The sequence below is a fragment of the Streptomyces sp. NPDC059906 genome, from assembly GCF_042730645.1.
GTDB lineage: Bacteria > Actinomycetota > Actinomycetes > Streptomycetales > Streptomycetaceae > Streptomyces > Streptomyces rubrogriseus.
This window is the reverse complement of record NZ_JBHWKU010000023.1, coordinates 89046-109565: the sequence shown is the minus strand read 5'-3', so window position 1 is coordinate 109565 and position 20520 is coordinate 89046. Positions and strand designations below refer to the sequence as shown.

General features: G+C 72.9%; 20 protein-coding genes. 6 read left to right on the top strand and 14 right to left on the bottom strand.

Going from position 1 to position 20520, the window contains the following annotated elements:
* Positions 1 to 169 precede the first annotated feature (169 nt).
* The 5 genes from ACFV9J_RS29065 to ACFV9J_RS29045 form a co-directional block, all read right to left on the bottom strand.
* Positions 170 to 688 carry a transglycosylase SLT domain-containing protein gene (locus ACFV9J_RS29065; RefSeq protein ID WP_385358860.1) on the bottom strand — a complete coding sequence of 173 codons (519 nt, stop codon included), beginning with the start codon at positions 686 to 688 and terminating at the stop codon, positions 170 to 172.
* A gap of 830 nt (positions 689 to 1518) precedes the next feature.
* Positions 1519 to 2412, bottom strand: coding sequence for a cytochrome c biogenesis CcdA family protein (locus ACFV9J_RS29060; protein ID WP_385358857.1), 894 nt, complete (start codon positions 2410 to 2412; stop codon positions 1519 to 1521).
* Complete coding sequence (locus tag ACFV9J_RS29055) at positions 2409 to 3218, bottom strand: DsbA family protein (RefSeq protein WP_385358854.1); 810 nt, start codon at positions 3216 to 3218, stop codon at positions 2409 to 2411. Before ACFV9J_RS29055 ends, ACFV9J_RS29060 begins: the two co-directional genes overlap by 4 nt.
* Positions 3219 to 3288: 70 nt before the next feature.
* Complete coding sequence (locus tag ACFV9J_RS29050) at positions 3289 to 3783, bottom strand: hypothetical protein (protein ID WP_385358852.1); 495 nt, start codon at positions 3781 to 3783, stop codon at positions 3289 to 3291.
* Between the two features lie 51 nt (positions 3784 to 3834).
* Positions 3835 to 4218: a hypothetical protein gene (locus ACFV9J_RS29045; protein ID WP_385358850.1), complete on the bottom strand. Its 384-nt coding sequence runs from the start codon at positions 4216 to 4218 to the stop codon at positions 3835 to 3837.
* 520 nt (positions 4219 to 4738) lie between these two features.
* Between ACFV9J_RS29045 and ACFV9J_RS29040 the strand changes: the two genes are divergently transcribed.
* The gene (locus tag ACFV9J_RS29040; protein ID WP_385358849.1) at positions 4739 to 5584 is read left to right on the top strand and encodes a DUF2637 domain-containing protein; all 846 of its coding nucleotides are present in this window, start codon (positions 4739 to 4741) and stop codon (positions 5582 to 5584) included.
* A gap of 120 nt (positions 5585 to 5704) precedes the next feature.
* Here ACFV9J_RS29040 and ACFV9J_RS29035 read toward each other — a convergent pair whose 3' ends face one another.
* On the bottom strand, positions 5705 to 6148 hold the full coding sequence (locus ACFV9J_RS29035; RefSeq protein WP_385358847.1) for a DUF6299 family protein: 444 nt from the start codon (positions 6146 to 6148) through the stop codon (positions 5705 to 5707).
* A 288-nt stretch (positions 6149 to 6436) separates the two neighbouring features.
* Between ACFV9J_RS29035 and ACFV9J_RS29030 the strand changes: the two genes are divergently transcribed.
* Positions 6437 to 6646, top strand: coding sequence for a DUF5999 family protein (locus ACFV9J_RS29030; protein WP_385358845.1), 210 nt, complete (start codon positions 6437 to 6439; stop codon positions 6644 to 6646).
* A gap of 16 nt (positions 6647 to 6662) precedes the next feature.
* Here the strand turns inward: ACFV9J_RS29030 and ACFV9J_RS29025 are convergent, their stop codons facing one another.
* From ACFV9J_RS29025 to ACFV9J_RS29015, 3 genes are read right to left on the bottom strand one after another with little or no spacing between them, the layout of a single operon-like run.
* Positions 6663 to 7490: an alpha/beta fold hydrolase gene (locus ACFV9J_RS29025; protein ID WP_385358843.1), complete on the bottom strand. Its 828-nt coding sequence runs from the start codon at positions 7488 to 7490 to the stop codon at positions 6663 to 6665.
* A gap of 27 nt (positions 7491 to 7517) precedes the next feature.
* A complete protein-coding gene (locus ACFV9J_RS29020; protein ID WP_127895884.1) occupies positions 7518 to 7916 on the bottom strand; it encodes a RidA family protein in 399 nt (132 codons plus the stop codon).
* On the bottom strand, positions 7913 to 9088 hold the full coding sequence (locus ACFV9J_RS29015) for an acyl-CoA dehydrogenase family protein (RefSeq protein WP_385358840.1): 1176 nt from the start codon (positions 9086 to 9088) through the stop codon (positions 7913 to 7915). Before ACFV9J_RS29015 ends, ACFV9J_RS29020 begins: the two co-directional genes overlap by 4 nt.
* A gap of 101 nt (positions 9089 to 9189) precedes the next feature.
* Here ACFV9J_RS29015 and ambL point away from each other — a divergent pair, with 101 nt between their 5' ends.
* The 3 genes from ambL to ACFV9J_RS29000 all read left to right on the top strand — a co-directional run bounded on the left by ambL (position 9190) and on the right by ACFV9J_RS29000 (position 12786).
* Entirely contained in the window at positions 9190 to 10944 is a 1755-nt protein-coding gene (ambL, locus tag ACFV9J_RS29010) for an aminobenozate:CoA ligase AmbL (RefSeq protein WP_385358894.1), read from the top strand.
* A gap of 1 nt (position 10945) precedes the next feature.
* Positions 10946 to 11791: a PaaX family transcriptional regulator C-terminal domain-containing protein gene (locus tag ACFV9J_RS29005; protein WP_385358838.1), complete on the top strand. Its 846-nt coding sequence runs from the start codon at positions 10946 to 10948 to the stop codon at positions 11789 to 11791.
* Positions 11792 to 11874: 83 nt separating this feature from the next.
* The gene (locus ACFV9J_RS29000) at positions 11875 to 12786 is read left to right on the top strand and encodes a sulfotransferase family protein (protein ID WP_385358836.1); all 912 of its coding nucleotides are present in this window, start codon (positions 11875 to 11877) and stop codon (positions 12784 to 12786) included.
* On the opposite strand, the gene ACFV9J_RS28995 is transcribed toward ACFV9J_RS29000, so the two are convergent.
* Together ACFV9J_RS28995 and ACFV9J_RS28990 are read right to left on the bottom strand one after the other, a co-directional pair.
* Positions 12774 to 15155 carry a bifunctional salicylyl-CoA 5-hydroxylase/oxidoreductase gene (locus ACFV9J_RS28995; protein ID WP_385358833.1) on the bottom strand — a complete coding sequence of 794 codons (2382 nt, stop codon included), beginning with the start codon at positions 15153 to 15155 and terminating at the stop codon, positions 12774 to 12776. The genes ACFV9J_RS29000 and ACFV9J_RS28995 overlap by 13 nt on opposite strands.
* 4 nt (positions 15156 to 15159) lie before the next feature.
* A complete protein-coding gene (locus ACFV9J_RS28990; protein ID WP_385358832.1) occupies positions 15160 to 15987 on the bottom strand; it encodes an enoyl-CoA hydratase family protein in 828 nt (275 codons plus the stop codon).
* A 176-nt stretch (positions 15988 to 16163) separates the two neighbouring features.
* Here ACFV9J_RS28990 and ACFV9J_RS28985 point away from each other — a divergent pair, with 176 nt between their 5' ends.
* The gene (locus ACFV9J_RS28985; protein WP_385358830.1) at positions 16164 to 16604 is read left to right on the top strand and encodes an ATP-binding protein; all 441 of its coding nucleotides are present in this window, start codon (positions 16164 to 16166) and stop codon (positions 16602 to 16604) included.
* On the opposite strand, the gene ACFV9J_RS28980 is transcribed toward ACFV9J_RS28985, so the two are convergent.
* From ACFV9J_RS28980 to ACFV9J_RS28970, 3 genes are all read right to left on the bottom strand, one after another.
* Positions 16564 to 18003, bottom strand: a complete 1440-nt coding sequence (locus tag ACFV9J_RS28980) for an amino acid permease (RefSeq protein ID WP_385358827.1) — start codon at positions 18001 to 18003, stop codon at positions 16564 to 16566. The genes ACFV9J_RS28985 and ACFV9J_RS28980 overlap by 41 nt on opposite strands.
* Positions 18004 to 18131: 128 nt before the next feature.
* The gene (argF, locus tag ACFV9J_RS28975) at positions 18132 to 19139 is read right to left on the bottom strand and encodes an ornithine carbamoyltransferase (protein ID WP_385358823.1); all 1008 of its coding nucleotides are present in this window, start codon (positions 19137 to 19139) and stop codon (positions 18132 to 18134) included.
* Between the two features lie 98 nt (positions 19140 to 19237).
* Positions 19238 to 20461, bottom strand: coding sequence for an arginine deiminase (locus tag ACFV9J_RS28970; protein WP_003973047.1), 1224 nt, complete (start codon positions 20459 to 20461; stop codon positions 19238 to 19240).
* Positions 20462 to 20520 lie beyond the last annotated feature (59 nt).

The window sequence follows — 20520 nt, the reverse complement described above, 5'->3', positions numbered from 1 at the left end:
TCAGGTCGCGTTTCTCTCTTCGGGCGCGCGTCGGCGGGTGGGGGGCGCCTCGGCCGGGGGGGCGTGGTGTCTGGGGGTGCCGGGCGCCCCCGCCGTGCTGCCTGGGCCCCGCCGGCCTCCGCGCGGGACCGGTTGTCCCGGGGGCTCAGGCGGTCGGTGGGTCCGCCGGTCAGTAGGCGGAGTCGACGTTGTCCATGGAGCCGTACTTGTCGGCCGCGTAGTTGCAGGCGGCGACGATGTTGGCGACCGGGTCGGTGATGGAGTCCTTCGTGCCCTTGACGTGGTAGGCGTCGAAGGTGGGCTGGATCGTCTGGAGCAGGCCCTTCGAGGGGATGCCGTTCTGGGCGTTGACGTCCCAGTTGTTCTGCGCGTTCGGGTTGCCGGACGACTCGCGCATGATGTTGCGGTGCAGGCCTTCGTAGGTGCCCGGGATGTTCTTGGCGTCCATGACGTCCAGGGCGGTGCGGATCCAGCCTTCGAGGTCGTCGCCGTGCTTCTTCTCGCCGGCCTTGACGATGGCCTTGATCTTGTCGGTCTGGGCCTGGGTCTGCGCGGTGGACGCCTTGGCCGGCTCGGCGGCGTGTGCCGGGCTCGGGGCGAGGGTGAGGGTGACGGCGGCGGCGCCCGCGGCGGCGAGGGAGGCCACGGCGGACTTGCGGAAGCTGGGGCGGCGCATGATGGCGTGCACGGGTGTACCTCTCCATTCGGGAACGTGATGGGGAGGCCGACGGGGGGTCGGCGACGCGGTGTCCGCGTTGGACGCGGCTTCGCGTCATCAGGGCCGGTGTCTGGATCACGGACGGGCTCTTCCCGTCCGGTCCCGGCGCTCGGCTCCCCGGTACGCCGAACACACTGCGGAACGCACCGGCGTCGCGACAAGTGTGTGACCTACTACGCCGCTTCGCAGGACGCCCGCGTGACTCGCCCGGACGGCCGACGATTACGCGGGCGAGCGGCCGTCGGGCGTCTACTAACCCCGGCCCCGTGTGACGTGGGCCCTGTGCGCGCCCTCACAGAGCCGGTCACCCGGCGGTCTCCTCTCGTCACTCTGCGGAGACGGCTACCTCACTCGATGAGGCAGCACGGTCACCCACCGGGGTCGCCTGGAAGGCCGACGTGCAGCCCGCTCACTTCGGGCAGAGCGTTCGGGGCGCCGGCCCCGGGGGGACGTCCTCGTGCCAGCGGTCGGTGGCGTCGCGTCCCTCCAGTGGCGCGCCGATCCGGCGCTCCGTGGCGACGCCCCAGAGCCGGACCGTGCGGTCGTTGCCACCGGTGGCCAGGCCGGCGCCACTATCTGCGCGGTGTGATCGCCCGGGCTCTCACCGATGCGGCGGCGACAGCGCGCCCACGTCGCCCGCGCCGAGCAGCGGTTCGCCGACGGGTTCCGCTCCGGGTCGTACCGCCCCCGTCGGTGCATCCGGCGACGGACACCGCCGCCGGCGCCGACATCAGCAGGGCCGACCGAGCCGCGGCTGGCAGGATCACGGTCCCTGTCCAGCGGCAACACACAGTAGTGGACTACGTCCTTATGCGTGAGTGCGCGGCTGAATCACCCTCCCCCGGCCCGGATTCCGGCGGAGCCGGTGTTTCCCGCCTCCCGCCCGGCCTGAGCAGCACGAGCAGGGCGGTCAGCGCCGCCACCCCGGCCAGGACCAGGAGGACGACCCGGTCGGACACCGCCGCGCCGATGTCGGACAGTCGTTCCTCCAGGGCGAACTCGGTGTCGGTGTCCAGCACCGAGGGCAGCGCGGAGGTGCCGTCGAAGGCCAGGAAGGCCACTCCGAGCGCGATGAAGAACAGGCCGCCGAGGAGGGTGGTGCTGTGCAGGGTCAACGGGCCCGCCCGGAAGGTCCGGCCGCGCAGCCAGCGTCTGCGGCCCAGGTCGAACCGGTCCCAGAGCAGCGCCAGTACGAACATCGGGACCGCCATTCCCAGTGCGTAGACGGCGAGCAGCACCCCGCCGTGCAGCGGGTCGCCGTCCACGGCCGCCACGGTGAGGACGGAGCCGAGGATCGGTCCCGCGCAGAATCCCGCCAGCCCGTACACCGCGCCCAGGGCGAACACCGACAGGGCCGAGCCCGAACGGCGTCCGCCCGCGGCCCGCGCCATCCGGCGGGAGCCGAAGCCCAGCCCGACGATCTGGGCCGCGCCCAGGGCGATGACCGTCCACCCGCCCGCCGTCACCAGGGCGTCCCGGTGCCCGTAGAAGAGGCGGCTGGCGAAGGAACCGGCCACGCCGAGCGGTACCAGCGTCGTGCACAGTCCGACGTAGAACAGGCCGGTGCGTCCCAGCAGCCGGGTGCGGCTGGTGAAGGAGTAGGCGAAGAAGGCCGGCAGCAGCAGGGCGCTGCACGGGCTGAGCAGGGCCAGCAGCCCGCCGAGGAAGGCCATCGCCAGGCCGGCCTCGCTCATCGTCCGGCCGCCTTCGCCGTCTTCGCCGTCTTCGCCGCGGTCTCGACGGCTTCCTTGAAGGTGTCCGTGGGCTGGGCGCCCAGGATCGGCCTGCCGTTGACCAGAAACGCCGGGGTACTGGTCACGCCGAGGGTGTAGCCCTCCTCCTGGTCCTCGCGCACGGCGCCGCGGGCCTCGTCGGAGGCCATGTCGGCCTGGAAGCGCTCGATGTCGGCGATTCCCGCCTCGCGGGCCATGGCGAGGAGGTTCTCGGCGTCGAAGGCGCCGGTGTTGCGTTCGCGCGGCTTGCCGTAGGCGACGTCGTGGAACTCCCAGAACTTCTTCTGCCGCCCGGCCGCCCAGCCGGCCAGCGCCGCCTGTTCGGACTCCTCGCCGAAGATGGGGAAGTTGCGCCACTCGATGCGCAGGGTTCCCTCGTCCACATACGAGCGCAGCAGTTCGGGCTTGGTCTCGCGGGCGAACCGGCCGCAGAACGGGCACTGGAAGTCGGAGTACTCGATCAGCACCACCGGGGCGTCCGCGCGCCCGACCGCAAGGGGATCGGACGCGTCGCGGCGGGCGAGGGCGAGCAGGGCCTCGTCGGCGGGCGCGGGGGCGGCGGAGCCGGTGACGGCCGCGGGTTCGCCGGTCTTCTCCTCGCGGGTGTCCGTGTCGTCGAGTGTGAGGGCGAAGGCCGCGGTCACCGCAGCGGCGGCGAGCACCGCCACGGCAGCGACGGTCCGCCTGCGGCCGCGGCGGGACGAGGACCGGGACGACGACGGGGACGGGGACGAGGACGGGGACGAGGACGGGGTGGATCCAGTCATGGGGGACCTCAGACAGTGAGGAGGGAAGGGAAGAGGAAGAGTGAGGGGTGGTGCGGAACCGGGCCGCGGGTCAGGCGGCGGGCGTGACCGGGCACTCGGTCTCGGAGGAGAGGCGGCGCAGCGCGGCTTCCGCCAGCAGGCCCGCCGACAGCACGGCCAGCAGCGGTTGCAGCGGAGCCCAGTAGCTCAGGGCGCCGGAGGCTCCGAGGAGCACGAGGACGAGCTTGTTGCAGACCGGGCAGCCGACGGCGAAGAAGGAGAGCACCCCGCCGATCGCCCCGAGCCGGCCGCCTTGGGCGGCGTGCGGCTCCGGGGAGGACGAGGGCCGGCGCACGTAGGTGGTCAGGACGATGCCGGCCAGTACGGCCGTGACGGCCAGGGCCGGGTAGTTCCACCACTGCACGGGTACCGACCGGCCGAAGAGCGGATTGGGCACCACGTCGGTGGGCGCGCCGACCAGGACCGTCGTGGCCAGCGCACCCGCGCCCGCCACGGTCCACTGCCGGGACCGCCAACCACGCAGTGCCGTACCCGCCCGCCGCCAGGAGCGCGGGGAGGAGGACATGCCGAAGAACTCCGTTTCAGAGGATGCGGGGACACGGCCGAACGGGCCGGTCTACATCCGCAGAACGGAGTGGAGGGTCGACGGGGGCGGATCGGGGCCGCCGGCGAACGCGCCGAAGTGCTGTGGCACGAGGGGCGCCGGATCGGTGTGCGGCGACGTCGCGCGCGGGAAGGCGGCGGACGGCGGCGGGTTCTCGGCCCGCTGGACACTGGAGTCGCCGATCGCCTTCTTGCCGCACGGTGCCGCGGCACCGTCGGACGGTTCGGCTGCGGCTGCTGCGGCGGCGGTGTGCACCCGCTCCGCGGTGGGCGCGGGCGTGCCCCGTGCTCCGCTCTCCGCGTGCGCGAAGACGCACAGCAGCCCCACCACGGCCACGAGCAGGGCCAGCACACCGCGGACGTGGGCGGGTGCCCGCCCGGGTGCCGCTCGCCTCATCGCCGCTCCTGCGCTGTCCGTGGTCACGGCCACCCTAGGTCACGCGCCGCCAGGACCCGTACCGGGCCCGGACGCTCCGTCGGGCCGCGCTTCGTCCCCCGTTCGCGCGCTCTCCGACGCTTTTCGTACCGGGCGGCGACCGAACCGGTGTGAATTCGAGATTGGGTAAGTATCGCAGAAATCGTTCACTCGACTGCCGCGCATCCGACGGAGTAGGCAGACGTTACTTCGGATATGACCGAGGAACGCGGGGAATTCACGGCGCTTGGCCCGTACACCTACAGGCCGGGCAGAAATCACTGTCCGTCACCGAGCGACGGAACTCTGACCAGAGGCAGGCACCCCGTCCCTCTCCGGGTGACCGAGCCCGTGCTGCAGCGGTTCCTGGACGTCATGAGCGAGTTGGAGACCGGCCTCGCCGAGCGGTGGGGCCGGACGCAGGGCTCCTTGACGTACACCCGGGCGGAGTGACCGGCGCCTCGTGTACGAAGAACACTACGGAGAACACACTCACCCCCGCATGCCGTACGGCGAAGGGCCGTTCCGTGCCACGGGCAGCGGTCGGCACCGCGCACCCGAGGCGGCCTCCCAGGAGACCCTGGTCCCGCCCGAACCCGGGTGGGACCCCGCCGAGGAACTCGCGTTCCTGCTCCAGGACGCGTTGGAGCAGCAGACCGGAACACCCTCCGCGACGGACACCTCGGCGCTCGCACCCGCCCCGGGCACACCGCTGAGCAATCTGCAGGAGATCACGGCGGAGCTGCCCCCGTTGAGGGAGTCCCCGACGAGTCACCGCAGGGTCCGCAGAGGGAGAAAGGTGAGCCGGCTGCGTGCCGCGAGCCTGTTCGTCGCCGCGCTCGCCGCGGTCATCGCCGCCTCCGTGAGCCTGTTCGGAGGGATGGTGGCCTACGAACCGTTGCGGCTGGCGGCCGTGACCCGTACTCGCGGCAGCGTCGTGTCCTGGTGGCCGCTGCTGGTCTACGGGCCCTGGCTGGTGGCCTCGCTGGCGGTGCTGCGGGCCGCGCTGCACCAGCGCCGCGCGGTGCACTCCTGGGCCGTCGTCCTGCTGTTCTCGGCCATCGCGATGCTGCTCTGCATCGCGGAGGCGCCCAGGACGGTCAGCGACGGCGCGGCGGCCGCCCTGCCCGGCCTGGCCTCGCTGGTCTGCTTCCAGCAGGTCATCCGCCAGATCACGCTCACCCGTCCGCCCCGGCGGGCGGTGCCGCGCCACCGGCAACGCGCCGCGGTCACTCCGGGTGACGATCCGTCGGGCAGGGCGGCCGCCGATCCGGTGTCCCTTCCGCAGCAGCGGAAGAATGCCGTGCGTTCGCCGCGGCCCGGAGCGGGGCCCGGGAAACGAACGTGACCGGGGCTGAACAAGGCGGTCGTAACAGCCTTCCATTCTCCTTCTCAGCATATGAAGAGAAGGAAATGCGGAATGCGTTGCGGATCGCGCCCGGAAGGGTGCGGGAGGGCACCGCGCGGGTCAGCCCGCCGTAAGGACCACGTCCTGTGCCTGCCGGGCGTGGAAGCTCGGGAGCGGCACGATGCCCATGGGGCGCAACTCCATCAGGGTGGCCTCCACGTGGGCCGCGCCGGGCTCGAGGACGACCGTGTCGGGCGTGCCGGTGTTGACCCAGCGGTGCTCCAGGCCGTCGCAGACCGCGCGGGTGCCGCCGACGCCGAAGCGGGCGGACGGGTCGCTCTGGCTCACGGTGGAGCTGACGAAGACCGGGCCGCTGCCGCCGGTGCAGCGGTAGGTGCCGGAGAGGGTGACGCTGCCGTCGGCGGCGATGCGGCCGGTCGGGTCGACGGTCACCGACTCGGCGACGAGGCGGGCGTCGTGGGGTGCGGCCGTGGCGGCGGGGGCGGCGAGCAGGAGCAGGGCGGCGCCGGCGGCCGTGGCGAGGGCGGCGGAGCGTACGGGCATGGGGAACCTCCCGGTCGGTCGGAATGAGGGGTTCCACTGGTACCGGGCGGAGGGGCCGTCGGCAGTGACCGTCACCCCTTCGGTGGCGAGTCCGCCTCGGCCGTCGGTGGCGGGTCCGCGTCGGCCGTCGGTGGCGGGTCCGCGTCGGCCGTCGTGGAACCGTCGCCGGGTTGTCCGGGTGTTGTCACGCTTGCCGCCCGGGCCTTGGCGATGACTTCCCGGCGGGCGCACCGTCTGTACATGCGACGGTCCCGAGGACGGGACGGTCTCCCGACGTGGAGGTGCGCCATGTGTGTCCACCGGCCTTCCTGCCCCGCTTCCGACTCCCCCGAGGCGCGCGTCGTCACCGCGCACGTCGTCGCCGCCCACCCGGAGCAGGGGTGGAACCTGCTGTGCGACGGCACGGTCGTCTTCGACGACACCGGCGAACTGCTCCCCGACGGCCGTGTGGTCGCCCCGTGCCGGGTGCCCGCCGGGCGCCTGGCGATGGCCGCCTGAATCCGTCCGGCACGGCTCAGTCCTTCTCGGCGACGAACTCCCGCAGCAGGGAGGCGAGCAGCTCCGGCTGGTCCTCGGGGATCAGCGTCCGGGTGTCCTCGACCTCCACGAGCCGTCCCTGCGGGAGGAGTTCGGCCAGACGCCGGCCGTGGGCACGGGGCATCATCAGGTCCTCGGTCGCCCAGACGACGAGTGCGGGCCGGTCGAACCTCCGCAGGCCCTGGGCGGCTTCGAGCAGTTCGTCGCGGCGCACGTGCGTGCCGTAGTGCCGGAAGTCGCGCCGGATCGCCGGGTCGGTGCGCAGCGGGCGCAGCCAGCCGTCGACGACCTCGTCGGGCACGGGCCGCTTGGTGAGGGCGCCGATGCCGACCGGGAGGCGCCGCAGCGGTCTGAGGCCGAGGGTGCGCACCAGCAGGGAGACGCCGCCGGGGGCCCGGCAGGCGATGCCGATCAGCTTCCCGGGCAGGCCCGGCGGGTAGTTGTCGAACGCCTCGCACGCGACGAGCGCCAGCCGTGCGAGCCGCTCCGGGTGCCGGGCGGCCACCGTCTGGGCGCGCCCGCAGTCGTTCTCGACGAGGGTGACGTCGGTGAGGTCGAGGCGGTCGAGGAACTCGGCGACCATCTCGTTGACCAGGTCGGGTGTGGGGGGTCGGCGCATCGGACGGCGGTGGGCGCCGTAGGGCAGGGTCGGCGCGATCACCCGGTGGTCGGTGCGCAGGTCGGCGAGGATCTTGCGCCAGACGGTCGCGTCGTGGACGAGGCCGTGGAGGAGGACGACGACCGGGCCGTCGCCGCCGGTGTCCTCGTACTCGACGGTTCCCGCGCTCAGTTCGATGTCCGGCATGCCGGAATGCTAGGGGGCGGGGGCCGGTTACGGCAGTACGGCGAACCCGTCCAGTTCCACCAACGCCCGTTCGTCCCACAGCCGTACGACCTCCACGACCGCCATCGCCGGGTAGTCGCGGCCGGCCAGCTCGCGCCAGGTGCGGCCGAGTTCGGCGGCGTGGGTGCGGTACGCGGCGACGTCGGTGGCGTAGACGGTGACACGGGCGAGGTCGGCGGGGGTGCCCCCGGCGGCGCGCAGGGCGGTGAGGAGGTTGGTGAGGGCCTGCTCGAACTGGGCGGGGAGGGTGTCGCCGGTGACCTTGCCGTCGGTGTCGAGGGCGGTCTGGCCGGCCAGGAACACGACGCGGGTGCCGGTGGCGACGACGGCGTGGGAGAAGCCGGTGGGCGGGGACAGTTCGGGCGGGTTCACCCGTTCGGCGGTCATGCTCCGGCCTCCTCGGTCGTGGCGTCGGTCTCGTGTGTCCGGTACGTCCGGTACAGCTCCTTGGCGACGATGCCGCGCTGGACCTCGCTCGCGCCCTCGTAGACGCGCGGGGCGCGCACCTCGCGGTAGAGGTGTTCGAGGAGGTGGCCGCGGCGCAGGGCGCGGGCGCCGTGCAGCTGGACGGCGTGGTCGACGACGTACTGCGCGGTCTCGGTGGCGAGGAGTTTCGCCATCGCGGCGCGCCTGGGGACGTCCGGGGCGCCCGCGTCGTACGCCGTGGCCGCCGCGTACACCATCAGGCGGGCCGCCTCGGTGCGCAGCGCCATCTCGGCGACCTGGTGGGCGACGGTCTGGAGGTCGCGCAGCCTGCCGCCGAAGGCCTCGCGGGCGGTGGTGTGGGCGAGGGTCGCGTCCAGGGCGGCCTGCGCCATGCCGACGGCGAAGGCGCCGACGCTGGGGCGGAACAGGTTGAGGGTGTCCATGGCCACCCGGAAGCCGCGGTCGGGTTCGCCGAGCACGTCGTCCGCGGTGACGGGCACGGCGTCGAAGGTGAGGGCGCCCAGGGGGTGCGGCGAGAGCATGTCGAGCGGGGTGCCGGTGAGGCCGGGGCGGTCGGCGGGCACGAGGAAGGCGGTCACACCGCGGGCTCCGGCGCCGGGGGTGGTGCGGGCGAACACCGTGTAGAAGTCGGCCTCGGGGGCGTTGGAGATCCAGCACTTCTCCCCCGTGAGCCGCCAGGCGGAGGCCCCCGCGCGGGACCCGGCCTCCGGTTCCGCCCGCAGCGAGAGTGCCGCCGCGTCCGAGCCCGCGTCGGGCTCGCTGAGGGCGAAGGCGGCGACCGCGGTGCCGTCGCTCACGCGGGGGAGCCAGCGGGCGCGCTGGGACCCGGTGCCGTGCGCGTGCACCGGGTGGGCGCCGAGGCCCTGGAGGGCGAGGGCGGTCTCGGCCTCCGTGCAGGCGTGGGCGAGGGACTCGCGCATCAGGCACAGGTCGAGCGCGCCCGAGGTGAAGAGGCGGGGCAGCAGGCCGAGGGAGCCCAGCTCGGCGACCAGGGGGCGGTTGACGCGGCCCGGCTCGCCCTTCTCCGCGAGCGGGCGCAGCCGTTCGGCGGCGAGGGCGCGCAGCTCGTCGCACCAGGTGAGTTGTGCCGGTTCGAGCGAGAATGCGGTCATCGCCGGTCCCTTCCCCTGCCCGGGCCACGATCCGTCCGGGCCACGATCCGTCCGGCCCACGATCTGTCCGGCCCGCGATCGAGGTTATCGCGCCCCGTTGACTGCCGTCACCAACACGATACGCTCGTTGCGCGAGCCCACCACGACAAAGGGGGCGAACCGCCATGGCCGATCCTCGCCGCGCGGACCCGCACCACTCCGCCCACGTCGACACCTTCGCGCGCGACCACCTGCCGCCCCCCGAGCAGTGGCCCGAGCTGCTCTTCGACCTGCCGGAGCTGCGCTACCCGGAGCGGCTGAACTGCGCCGCCGAGCTGCTCACCGGCCCGCCCGGCGACCGCCCGGTCTTCCGCACCGCGTCCGGGGACACCTGGACCTACGGGGAGCTGCGGGACCGCGTCGACCGGATCGCCCACGTGCTCACCGGCGACCTCGGTGTCGTCCCGGGCAACCGGGTGCTGCTGCGCGGCCCCACCGGCCCGTGGCTGGCCGCGTGCTGGCTGGCGGTGCTGAAGGCGGGCGCGGTGGCGGTCACCGTGCTGGCCCAGCAGCGCCCGCACGAGCTGCGCGCGATCTGCGAGATCGCCCGGGTGCGGCACGCGCTGTGCGACGTCCGGGCCGTCGAGGACCTCGCCGAGGCGGAGATCGCCGGCCTGCGGATCACGACGTACGGCGGGGACGCGCCGGACGACCTGCACAGCCGCACGGCGTCGGACACGGTGCCCCCGACGCCGTACCGGGCCGTCGACACCGCCGCCGACGACGTGGCGCTGATCGCGTTCACGTCCGGCACCACCGGGCGGCCCAAGGGGTGCATGCACTTCCACCGCGATGTGCTGGCGATCGCGGACACCTTCTCCGCGCGGGTGCTCAAGCCGCGCTCCGACGATCTCTTCGCGGGCAGTCCGCCGCTCGGTTTCACCTTCGGGCTCGGCGGTCTCGTCGTCTTCCCGATGCGGGCCGGGGCGAGCGCCCTGCTGCTGGAACAGGCCGGCCCCCGGCAGCTGTTGCCGGCGCTCGCGGAGCACCGGGTGTCGGTGCTGTTCACCGCGCCGACGGCGTACCGCGCGATGCTCGACGAGCTGGACGGGTACGACGTGAGCAGCCTCAGGCGCTGCGTCTCGGCGGGCGAGAACCTGCCGGCGGCCACCTGGCGGGCCTGGCACGAGCGCACGGGGCTGCGCGTCATCAACGGCATCGGTGCCACCGAGCTGCTGCACATCTTCGTGTCCGCCGCGGACGACGACATCAGGCCCGGGACGACGGGCGTTCCGGTGCCGGGGTGGCACGCGCGCGTGCAGGACGCGCACGGCGCACCCGTGCCCGACGGGGAGCCCGGACTGCTGGCGGTGCGCGGTCCGGTGGGCTGCCGGTACCTCGCCGACCCGCGGCAGCGGGAGTACGTGCGCGACGGCTGGAACGTCACCGGGGACACCTACGTCCGCGAGCCCGACGGGTACTTCCGGTACGTGGCACGCGCCGACGACATGATCATCTCCGCCGGGTACAACATCGCCGGGCCCGAGGTGGAGGACGCGCTGCTGCGCCACCCGGACGTGGTGGAGGCGGCGGTGGTGGGCCGTCCCGACCCGCGCCGGGGGCAGGTCGTGGTGGCGCACGCGGTGCTGCGGGACGGGGCCGCGCGGGACGCGGACGCGCTGCGCGAATTCCTGCGCTCGGAGCTGGCGCCGTACAAGTGTCCGCGGGAGATCCTCTTCCCGGACGCGTTGCCGCGCACGGCGACCGGCAAGCTCCAGCGCCACCGCCTCCTCGACCCGACCGGTCCGGGCCCCTCCCCCCTCTCCCGGGGCTCGTCCGAATCCCCTGGGCGGCCGGGCGCAACGCCGACGACATAAGATGATCAATGTGTCCGACCTGCACGTACAGCCCGCTCCGAGGTCCCTCATCGTCACGCTCTACGGCGCGTACGGCCGCTGCGCGCCGGGCCCGGTGCCCGTCGCCGAGCTGATCCGGCTGCTGGCCGCGGTCGGGGTGGACGCGCCCTCGGTGCGTTCGTCGGTGTCCCGGCTGAAACGGCGCGGGCTGCTGCTGCCCGCCCGTACCGCCGAGGGCGCGGCGGGGTACGGGCTCTCCGCCGAGGCCCGTCAGCTGCTCGACGACGGAGACCGGCGCGTCTACGCCACCACGCCCCACGGGGACGAGGGCTGGGTGCTCGCCGTGTTCTCCGTGCCCGAGTCGGAGCGGCAGAAGCGGCACGTCCTGCGTTCGCGCCTGGCCGGTCTCGGCTTCGGCACCGCGGCTCCCGGCGTGTGGATCGCCCCGGCCCGGCTGTACGCGGAGACCCGGCACACCCTGGGCCGCCTGGGCCTGGACTCCTACGTGGACTTCTTCCGCGGTGAGCACCTGGGCTTCACGGCGACCGCCGAGGCGGTGGCCCGCTGGTGGGACCTGGCCGCGATCGCCAAGGAGCACGAGGCCTTCCTCGACCGCCACGAGCGCGTCCTGCACGACTGGGAGCGCCGGGCGGACACGCCGCCCGAGGAGGCGTACCGCGACTACCTCCTGGCCCTGGACTCCTGGCGCCACCTGCCCTACACGGACCCCGGGCTGCCCGCCCGGCTGCTGCCCGGGGGCTGGCCCGGCACGCGCTCGGCGGTCGTCTTCCGGGCGCTGCACGAGCGGCTGCGCGACGCGGGCGCGCGGTACGCGGCCATGGGGCCCACTCCGCCTCCCGGTCAGTGAGCCACATCACATTCTGAGGGGATCAGCGAACCCTCAGCCTCCTCAGACCGTCTTCTCAGGTTTCTCACCTACCGTGCGGACGCATGAGTCTCGCACGCAACTTGAACCGGGCCCTCACCGTCACCACCGGCCTCCAGGTACGCAGAGCGCCACGGGCGACGGACGGGAGTCCGAAGGGGAGGCGGGGAAAGAAGTCCGGCGCCACGCAGCCCGCGGCGCGCCCGGCGGCCCCGTACCGATGTCCGTCGGCCGGGGAACTGCCCACCGACCGGTTGCTGCGACGACCCGTCTTCATCATCTCGTCCATCCGTTCCGGCTCCACCCTGCTGCGCATGATGATGGGCGCCCACCCACGGCTGCACGCCCCGCACGAACTGCACGTCGGCAGGCTGGAGGTCGCCTGCACCAACTGGCACTCCGAGCGCGCGATGGGCGAACTCGGCCTGCGGCGCGGTGACCTGGAGCACCTGTTGTGGGACCGCGTCCTGCACCGTGAACTCACCAAGTCCGGCAAGGACTTCGTGGTCGAGAAGACACCGGCCAACGCCTACATGTACCCGCGTCTCAGGGACTGCTGGCCCGACGCGCGCTTCGTCTTCCTGCTGCGCCACCCCGAGTCGATCGCCCGCTCCTGGCACGAGAGCGACCCCGTCAAGCGCCCGCACGACACGGCCGTCACGGACGTGCTGCGCTACATGACGGCCGTGGAGGAGGCCCGGTCGGCGGACGCCGACGCTTTCACCGTGCGCTACGAGGACATCACCGGCGACCCCGAGCGCGAGATGCGCCGCCTGTGCGCGTACCTCGGCGTCGACTACGCGCCGGCCATGCTCAACTACGGTGCGAAGAGCGGCGCGGAGCTGGTCAGGGGCCTGGGCGACTGGCGTGAGAACATCCGCACCGGCACCGTGCAGCCCGGACGCGCGCTGCCCGGCCGGGACGAGATCACCGAGCGGCTGCGCCCGATGTGCGCGGCCTGGGGCTACCCGTCCTGACGCGGGCCGTGCAGCGTGAGCCTCGGCCTGGGGGCGTCGGTGCGTCCGGTGCGCGGCGGGCGGCTGCCCGCCCGGTACGGCGCGGGCCAGCGGGTGCCCGGTCCGTCGTAGCCCTGCTCGGCTGCGGCGTGCAGCGTCCAGTGCGGGTCGTAGAGGTGGGGCCGCGCGAGGGCGCACAGGTCGGTGCGCCCGGCCAGGATCAGCGAGTTGACGTCGTCCCAGGAGGAGATGGCGCCGACCGCGATGACCGGGACGCCCGCCTCGTGGCGGATGCGGTCCGCGTACGGCGTCTGGTACGACCGCCCGAACTCGGGCCGTTCACCGGCGACGACCTGGCCCGTGGACACGTCGATGGCGTCGGCACCGTGCTCGGCGAACGCGCGGGCGATCCCGACCGCCTCCTCGCCGCTCGTGCCGCCCTCGGCCCAGTCGGTGGCGGAGATCCGTACGGTCATGGGCCGTTCGTCCGGCCACACCTCGCGTACGGCGTCGAAGACCTCCAGCGGGAAGCGCAGCCGGTTCTCCGGTGAGCCGCCGTAGGCGTCGGTGCGGTGGTTGGTGAGCGGGGAGAGGAAGCCGGAGAGCAGGTAGCCGTGGGCGCAGTGCAGTTCGAGCAGGTCGAATCCGGCCCCGGCGGCCCGTTCGGCGGCGGACCTGAACTGCTCCCGCACGTCCTGCAGTTGCGCCCGGGACAGCTCCCGCGGGACCTGACCGCCGGGCCGGTAGGGCAGCGGGGAGGGCGCCACGAGGGGCCAGTTGCCGTCGGGCAGCGGTTCGTCCATGCCCTCCCACATCAGCCGGGTCGAGCCCTTGCGGCCGCTGTGGCCGAGCTGTACGCCGATCGCGGTGCCGGGCGCGCCGTCGTGCACGAAGTCGGTGATCCGCCGCCACGCCTCGCCCTGCCGGTTGGTGTAGAGGCCCGCGCAGCCGGGGGTGATGCGGCCCTCGGCGCTGACGCACACCATCTCGGTCATCACCAGGGCGGCACCGCCGAGGGCCCGGGCGCCGAGGTGGACCAGGTGGAAGTCGCCGGGGACGCCGTCGGTCGCGGAGTACATGTCCATCGGGGAGACGACGACGCGGTTGCGCAGGGGCAGCCCGCGCAGCCGGAACGGGGTGAACATCGGGGGCGTGTCCGGCGGGCAGCCGAACTCCCGCTCCACCGCGCCGGTGAACTCGGCGTCGCGCAGACGCAGGTTCTCGTGGGTGACCCGGCGGCTGCGGGTGAGCAGGTTGAAGGCGAACTGGCGCGGCGGCTGGCCGAGGTACCGGTCGAGGTCCTCGAACCACTCCAGGCTGGCCTTGGCCGCCCGCTGCGTGGAGGCGACGACGGGGCGCCGCTCCTCCTCGTACGCGGCCAGCGCCTCCTGGAGGGTGGGCCGCTCCTCCAGGCAGGCGGCGAGCGCGAGGGCGTCCTCGACGGCGAGCTTGGTGCCGGAGCCGATGGAGAAGTGCGCGGTGTGGGCGGCGTCGCCGAGCAGGACGACGTTGCCGTGCGACCAGCGTGCGTTGACGACCGTGCGGAAGGTGGTCCACGCCGACTTGTTGGACCTCAGCGGGCGGCCGCCGAGCGCGTCGGCGAAGATCTTGGCGCAGCGGGCGGTGGACTCGGTCTCGTCCAGTTCGTCGAAGCCGGCCGCCCGCCAGACCTCCTCGCGCATCTCGACGATGACGGTGGAGGCGTCCGGCGCGTAGGGGTAGCCGTGCAGTTGCATCACGCCGTGCTCGGTCTCGGCGATCTCGAAGCGGAAGGCGTCGAAGGCGAAGTCGGCGGCGAGCCAGATGTAGCGGCAGCGGTGGGGGGTCAGGTGCGGCCGGAAGACATCGCGGTACGCCTCGCGGGTGGCGCTGTGCACGCCGTCGGCGGCGACGACGAGGTCGTGGGTGCGCGCGAGTTGGTCCGGGGGCGGTGCCTCGGTGCGCGGGCGCAGGTCGACTCCGAGGTCGCGGCAGCGGTCGTGCAGGATTTCGAGGAGGCGACGTCGGCCGAGGGCGGCGAAGCGGTGTCCTCCGGAGGTGTGGCGGGTGCCTCGGTGGACGATGTCGATGTCGTCCCAGCGGACGAAGTGGGCCTTGAGGGCCTCGTAGACGGCGGGGTCGGCGTGTTCGATGCCGCCGAGGGTTTCGTCGGAGAGGACCACGCCGAAGCCGAAGGTGTCGTCGGGGGCGGCTCGTTCGTAGACGGTGACCTCTCGGTCGGGGGCGAGGCGTTTGAGGAGGGCGGCGGTGTAGAGGCCGCCGGGGCCTCCGCCGATGATCGCGGCGCGTAGGGGGTGGCTTGTCTTCGCGGGCGGCTGCGGGTTCGTTGTGGTTGCTCGCGCAGTTCCCCGCGCCCCTGAGTTGGCTCCACTTCCCTGGGACGAGAGCATCCCCTTACCTCCCTTGCCACTTCGGGGGGCGTTTTTCTGTGAAGGCTGCGTGGAATTCGGTGTAGTCCTCGCCTGTCATCAGGAGGGCCTGAGTCGACGCGTCCAGTTCCACCGCGGCCGCCAGCGGCATGTCCAGCTCGGCCGTGAGGAGGGCCTTGGTCTGGGCGTGGGCCAGGGCCGGGCCGTCGGCGAGGCGCCGGGCCAGGGTGCGGGCGGCCTCGTCGGCGCGGCCCTCCTCGGTCAGCTCGCTGATCAGGCCGATCCGCTCGGCCTCGGGTGCGCGGACCGTGTCGCCGAGCATCAGCAGCCGGGTGGCGTGGCCGAGGCCGACGACGCGGGGCAGCAGGTAGGCGGCGCCCATGTCGCCGCCGGAGAGGCCGACGCGCGTGAAGAGGAAGGCGAACCGGGCGGACGGGTCGGCGACGCGGAAGTCGGCGGCCAGGGCGAGGACCGCGCCGGCCCCCGCGGCGACCCCGTGCAGCGCGGCGATCACCGGGAACGGGCACTCCCGTACCGCCCGCACCACCTGGCCGGTCATCCTGTTGAAGTCCAGCAGCCGGGCGGTGTCCATGGACAGGGTGGCGCCGATGATCTCGTCCACGTCGCCGCCCGAGCAGAAGCCGCGTCCCTCCCCGGCCAGCACCAGCGCCCGTACCGCCCGCTGACGGGACAGCTCGGCGAGCAGGTCGCGCAGGTCGGCGTAGGCCTCGAAGGTGAGGGCGTTGAGCTTGTCGGGGCGGGCGAGGGTGACGGTCGCGACGCCGTCGGCCACCTCGACGCGCAGGTGCCGCCAGTCGGGGGTGGGGGCGGCGGAGCCGGTGAAGGGACTCATGACACTCGAAGTTATCACCCTTCTGTGACTGTCGTCACGGGTGCGCGATATACCGTCCGTGTCGAGGGCCGAAGGTCCCGGAGGGTGCCCGTCGAACGGCTCTGCCGGGCGGCGCCGTACCATTCATAAGGTTGAAAGCAGGACAGGACTCCCCTGCTCCACGAAACGGACCTGCCGTGCACGATCACTTCCCCGCCCCCGCCTCCTGGCGCATCGCACTGCCGCACTCCGCCGCGGCGGTGCCGGTGGCGCGTGCCCTGGTGCGCAACGCCCTGGCCGAGCTGGAGCACACGGCCGACGGGGACACCGCGGAGCTGCTCACGGCGGAGCTGGTCGCCAACGCGGTGGAGCACACCCCGGTCGGCCCGACCTCGATCGAGCTGGTGGTGGAGCTGATGCCGACCGGCTGCCAGGTGGAGGTCCACGACCCCGACCCGTCGCCGCCGGCCGACCTCACCCGGCCGGACGTGGAGCCGCCCGACCCGTGGCGCGAGGACGGGCGCGGTCTGCTCCTGATCCGCGCCCTCAGCTCGTCCTGCGGTCACCGGCCCACCCGGTCGGGCAAGGCGGTCTGGTTCAGGCTTCCTGCGGTACCCGCTCAGCGTCGTCCGCGCTGACGGCGGTCCGGGCCAGCCGGGAGTGCCGGCGCCCGTAGGCGCTGTAGACCAGCAGGCCCACCGCGAGGAACACCGCGAACTGGAGCCAGGTGGCGCCGCCCGTCTCGTACATCAGGTACAGGCAGAAGCCGACCCCGAGCAGCGGCGTCGCCGGGTAGAGCGGCACGCGGAAGGTGCGGGCGAGGCCGGGTTCGCGGCGCCGCAGGGTGATCACCGAGACGTTGACGGCGGCCATGGTGGCGAGGGTGCCGATGGTGCACAGGTTGACCACCGCGTCGAGCGGGGCGAAGGCGGCCGGGAGGGCGAAGACCGCGCCGACGATCAGGGTGCCGGCGACGGGGGTCGCGGTGCGCGGGGAGACCTTCTCGAAGACCCGGGGGATCAGTCCGTCCCGGGACATCGACATCAGGATGCGGGTCTGGCCGTACATCACGGCGAGCACCACGGAGGCGATGGCGACGACCGCGCCGAAGGCGACCACGCCGCCGCCGATCGCCGAGCCGGTGACCCGGTCGACGATGTAGGAGAGCGCGGCGGGCCGGTTCCCGACCTGGTCGCCGCCCACGGCGCCGATCGCGGCGACGGCGACCGCGCAGTAGAGGAGGGTGACCAGGCCGATGCAGACCAGGATGGCGACGGGGATGTCCCGGCGCGGGTTCTTGGCCTCCTCGCCGGCCGTGGTGATCGCGTCGAAGCCGATGTAGGAGAAGAAGGCGGCGGTGGTGCCGGCGCCGATGCCGCCGAGGCCGGCCGGGGAGAAGGGGGTGAGGTTGCCGTCCTGGAAGGCGTAGAAGCCGATGGCGCAGAAGGCGAGCAGCACGGCCAGCTTGAGGACGGCCATGGCGGCCGTGGCGCGGGCGCTCTCCCGTACGCCGCGCACCAGCAGGACCGAGGCCAGGGCGATGACGACCACCGCGGGCAGGTTGACCGCGCCGCCGTCGCCCGGGCCCGCGGAGAGGGCGTGCGGGAGCTGGACGCCGAGGACGCTGTCGAGCAGCTCGTTGACGTACTGGCTCCAGCCGACCGCGACCGCCGAGACGGACACGCCGTACTCCAGGAGCAGGCACCAGCCGACGAGGAAGGCGGTCCGCTCGCCGAGCCCGGCGTAGGCGAAGGAGTACGAGGAGCCGGAGACCGGGATCGCGCCGCCCAGCTCGGCGAAGGCGAACGCGGTGAACACGCAGGTGATCGCGGCCAGGACGAAGGAGACGACGACGGCAGGGCCGGCCTCGGCGACGGAGTCGGACAGGCCGACGAAGATGCCGGTGCCGACGATCGCGCCGACGCCGAAGCAGACGAGCTGGAACAGCCCCATCGTGCGCTTGAGGCCGTGGCCTTCGCGGTCCGCGCCGGATTCGGCGACGAGGAGGTGGGGGGACTTGACGCGGGAAGCGGGCATTGCGGGTGGTGCTCGTTTCTGGTGGTGCGGGGGGCGCGACGGTGGTCGCGGCCGACGGCACCGGAAGGGGTGGCTCCGGAGCCGTCGGTCAGCATAGGGCCTGGTGGGGGGGAGGCTGCGGGGAAGAGTCAGGCGAGGGTGGCGACGAGTACGGCCTTGATGGTGTGCAGGCGGTTCTCCGCCTCGTCGAAGACGACCGAGTGCTCCGACTCGAAGACCTCGCCGGTGACCTCCAGGGAGTCGAGCCCGTGGGCCTCGAAGATCTCCTGGCCCACCTTGGTGCCCAGGTCGTGGAAGGCGGGCAGGCAGTGCAGGAACCTGACGTCCGGGTTGCCGGTGGCGCGCAGCACGTCCATGGTCACGGCGTAGGGCGCGAGGGCCTTGATGCGTTCCGCCCAGACCTCCTTGGGCTCCCCCATGGAGACCCAGACGTCCGTGACGACGAACCCGGCGCCCCGCACCCCCTCGGCCACGTCCTCGGTGAGGGTGATGCGGGCCCCGCTGGTCTCGGCGAGCCGGTGCGCCCGGTCGACGACCTCCTGGGCGGGCCAGTAGGACTTCGGGGCGACGATGCGCACGTCCATGCCGAGCAGGGCGCCGGTGACCAGGTAGGAGTTGCCCATGTTGAAGCGGGCGTCGCCGAGGTAGGCGAAGGTGGTCTCCCGCAGGGGGCGGTCGCTGTGCTCGGTCATCGTGAGCACGTCGGCGAGCATCTGGGTGGGGTGCCAGTCGTCGGTCAGGCCGTTGTAGACGGGGACGCCAGCGAAGGCCGCCAGTTCCTCGACCTTGGTCTGGCTGTCGCCGCGGTACTCGATACCGTCGAACATGCGGCCGAGGACGCGGGCGGTGTCCTTCACGGACTCCTTGTGGCCGATCTGCGACCCGGCCGGGTCGAGGTACGTCGTGGACGCGCCCTGGTCGGCGGCGGCGACCTCGAACGCGCAGCGGGTGCGCGTCGAGGTCTTCTCGAAGATCAGCGCGATGTTCTTGCCCTGGAGGTACCGCGTCTCCGTCCCGGCCCGCTTCGCGGCCTTCAGTTCCGCGGCCAGCTCGATCAGGCCGCGGAACTCCTCCTCGGTGAGATCCAGCTCCTTGAGGAAGTGGCGGCCGGCGAGGGCGGTCGGGACTGTCGCCATGGGGGCGCTCCAGAGGTGCAGGTCGGGGACTGACTTCTGGAAGTCTATACGAACTTCTGAATTTCTATACAGGGCCGAGTGCTCACAGGGCCGAGTCCTCATACCGGCCCTCGCTCCACCGGGCAGCTCATGCAGCGCGGGCCGCCCCTGCCCCGGCCCAGTTCGCTGCCCGGGATCTCGATCACCTCGATGCCCTGTTTGCGCAGGTGGGTGTTGGTGGTGGCGTTGCGTTCGTAGGCGACGACGACGCCCGGCTCGACGGCCAGGACGTTGCAGCCGTCGTCCCACTGCTCGCGCTCGGCCGCGTGCACGTCCTGGGTGGCGGTGAGGACCCGGATCTCGCCGAGGCCGAGGGCGGCGGCCATCGCGCGGTGCATGTGCTCCGGCGGGTGGTCGGTGACCTTCAGGTCCTTCTCCCCGGCGCCCGGCTCGATGGTGTAGGAGCGGAGCATGCCGAGCCCGGCGTACTGGGTGAAGGTGTCGCCGTCGACCATCGTCATCACCGTGTCCAGGTGCATGAAGGCGCGCCGCTTCGGCATGTCGAGGGCCACGATGGTCCGGGCGGACCCGGCGGCGAACAGCTTGTGCGCGAGCATCTCGACGGCCTGGGGCGTGGTGCGCTCGCTCATGCCGATGAGCACGGCGCCGTTGCCGATGACCAGGACGTCGCCGCCCTCGATGGTGGAGGGGTAGTCGGCCTGCCCCTCGGACCAGAGGTGGAAGCTCTCGTCGCGGAACAGCGGGTGGTGGCGGTAGATCGCCTCGAAGTGGACCGTCTCGCGCTGCCGGGCGGGCCAGCGCATGGCGTTGATGGAGACCCCGTCGTAGATCCAGGCCGAGGTGTCGCGGGTGAAGAGGTGGTTGGGCAGCGGGCCGAGCAGAAAGTCGTCCAGCTCCATGGCGTGGAAGCGCACGGAGGTCGGCTCCGGGTGCGCGTCCAGGAACTCCCGCTTGGTCATGCCGCCGACCAGCCACTCGGCCAGCTCGTGGGCGGGCAGGGTCTCGAAGGCGGCCCGGAGATGGTCCGTGGCCAGCACTCCGTACTCCTTCTCGTCGAAGACCCGGTCCAGGACGAGCCGCCGCGCGGCCGGGACGTCCAGGGTCTCGGTGAGCAGGTCGCCGAAGAGGTGCACCGCCACCCCGCGGTCGCGGAGCACGTCGGCGAACCCGTCGTGCTCGGCGCGCGCCCGGCGCACCCACAGCACGTCGTCGAAGAGAAGGGCGTCCTTGTTGCTGGGGGTGAGCCTTTTGAGCTCGAGATCCGGCCGGTGCAGGATGACGCGGGTGAGCCGCCCGGCTTCGGAGTCGACTTGGAATCCCATGCCTCCATCCTGACCACTCCGGCGCCCGTTCACCCCCTGCTTTCGCGTGCCCGTGACCA

Bases quoted from the DNA above. Each gene is read 5' to 3' on its own strand.
- ACFV9J_RS29060 (WP_385358857.1), bottom strand. From the start codon at position 2,412: ATGAGCGAGGCCGGCCTGGCGATGGCCTTCCTCGGCGGGCTGCTGGCC.
- ACFV9J_RS29055 (WP_385358854.1), bottom strand. From the start codon at position 3,218: ATGACTGGATCCACCCCGTCCTCGTCCCCGTCCTCGTCCCCGTCCCCG.
- ACFV9J_RS29050 (WP_385358852.1), bottom strand. From the start codon at position 3,783: ATGTCCTCCTCCCCGCGCTCCTGGCGGCGGGCGGGTACGGCACTGCGT.
- ACFV9J_RS29045 (WP_385358850.1), bottom strand. From the start codon at position 4,218: ATGAGGCGAGCGGCACCCGGGCGGGCACCCGCCCACGTCCGCGGTGTG.
- ACFV9J_RS29040 (WP_385358849.1), top strand. From the start codon at position 4,739: ATGCCGTACGGCGAAGGGCCGTTCCGTGCCACGGGCAGCGGTCGGCAC.
- ACFV9J_RS29035 (WP_385358847.1), bottom strand. From the start codon at position 6,148: ATGCCCGTACGCTCCGCCGCCCTCGCCACGGCCGCCGGCGCCGCCCTG.
- ACFV9J_RS29030 (WP_385358845.1), top strand. From the start codon at position 6,437: ATGTGTGTCCACCGGCCTTCCTGCCCCGCTTCCGACTCCCCCGAGGCG.
- ACFV9J_RS29025 (WP_385358843.1), bottom strand. From the start codon at position 7,490: ATGCCGGACATCGAACTGAGCGCGGGAACCGTCGAGTACGAGGACACC.
- ACFV9J_RS29020 (WP_127895884.1), bottom strand. From the start codon at position 7,916: ATGACCGCCGAACGGGTGAACCCGCCCGAACTGTCCCCGCCCACCGGC.
- ACFV9J_RS29015 (WP_385358840.1), bottom strand. From the start codon at position 9,088: ATGACCGCATTCTCGCTCGAACCGGCACAACTCACCTGGTGCGACGAG.
- ACFV9J_RS29005 (WP_385358838.1), top strand. From the start codon at position 10,946: ATGATCAATGTGTCCGACCTGCACGTACAGCCCGCTCCGAGGTCCCTC.
- ACFV9J_RS29000 (WP_385358836.1), top strand. From the start codon at position 11,875: ATGAGTCTCGCACGCAACTTGAACCGGGCCCTCACCGTCACCACCGGC.
- ACFV9J_RS28995 (WP_385358833.1), bottom strand. From the start codon at position 15,155: ATGCTCTCGTCCCAGGGAAGTGGAGCCAACTCAGGGGCGCGGGGAACT.
- ACFV9J_RS28990 (WP_385358832.1), bottom strand. From the start codon at position 15,987: ATGAGTCCCTTCACCGGCTCCGCCGCCCCCACCCCCGACTGGCGGCAC.
- ACFV9J_RS28980 (WP_385358827.1), bottom strand. From the start codon at position 18,003: ATGCCCGCTTCCCGCGTCAAGTCCCCCCACCTCCTCGTCGCCGAATCC.
- argF (WP_385358823.1), bottom strand. From the start codon at position 19,139: ATGGCGACAGTCCCGACCGCCCTCGCCGGCCGCCACTTCCTCAAGGAG.
- ACFV9J_RS28970 (WP_003973047.1), bottom strand. From the start codon at position 20,461: ATGGGATTCCAAGTCGACTCCGAAGCCGGGCGGCTCACCCGCGTCATC.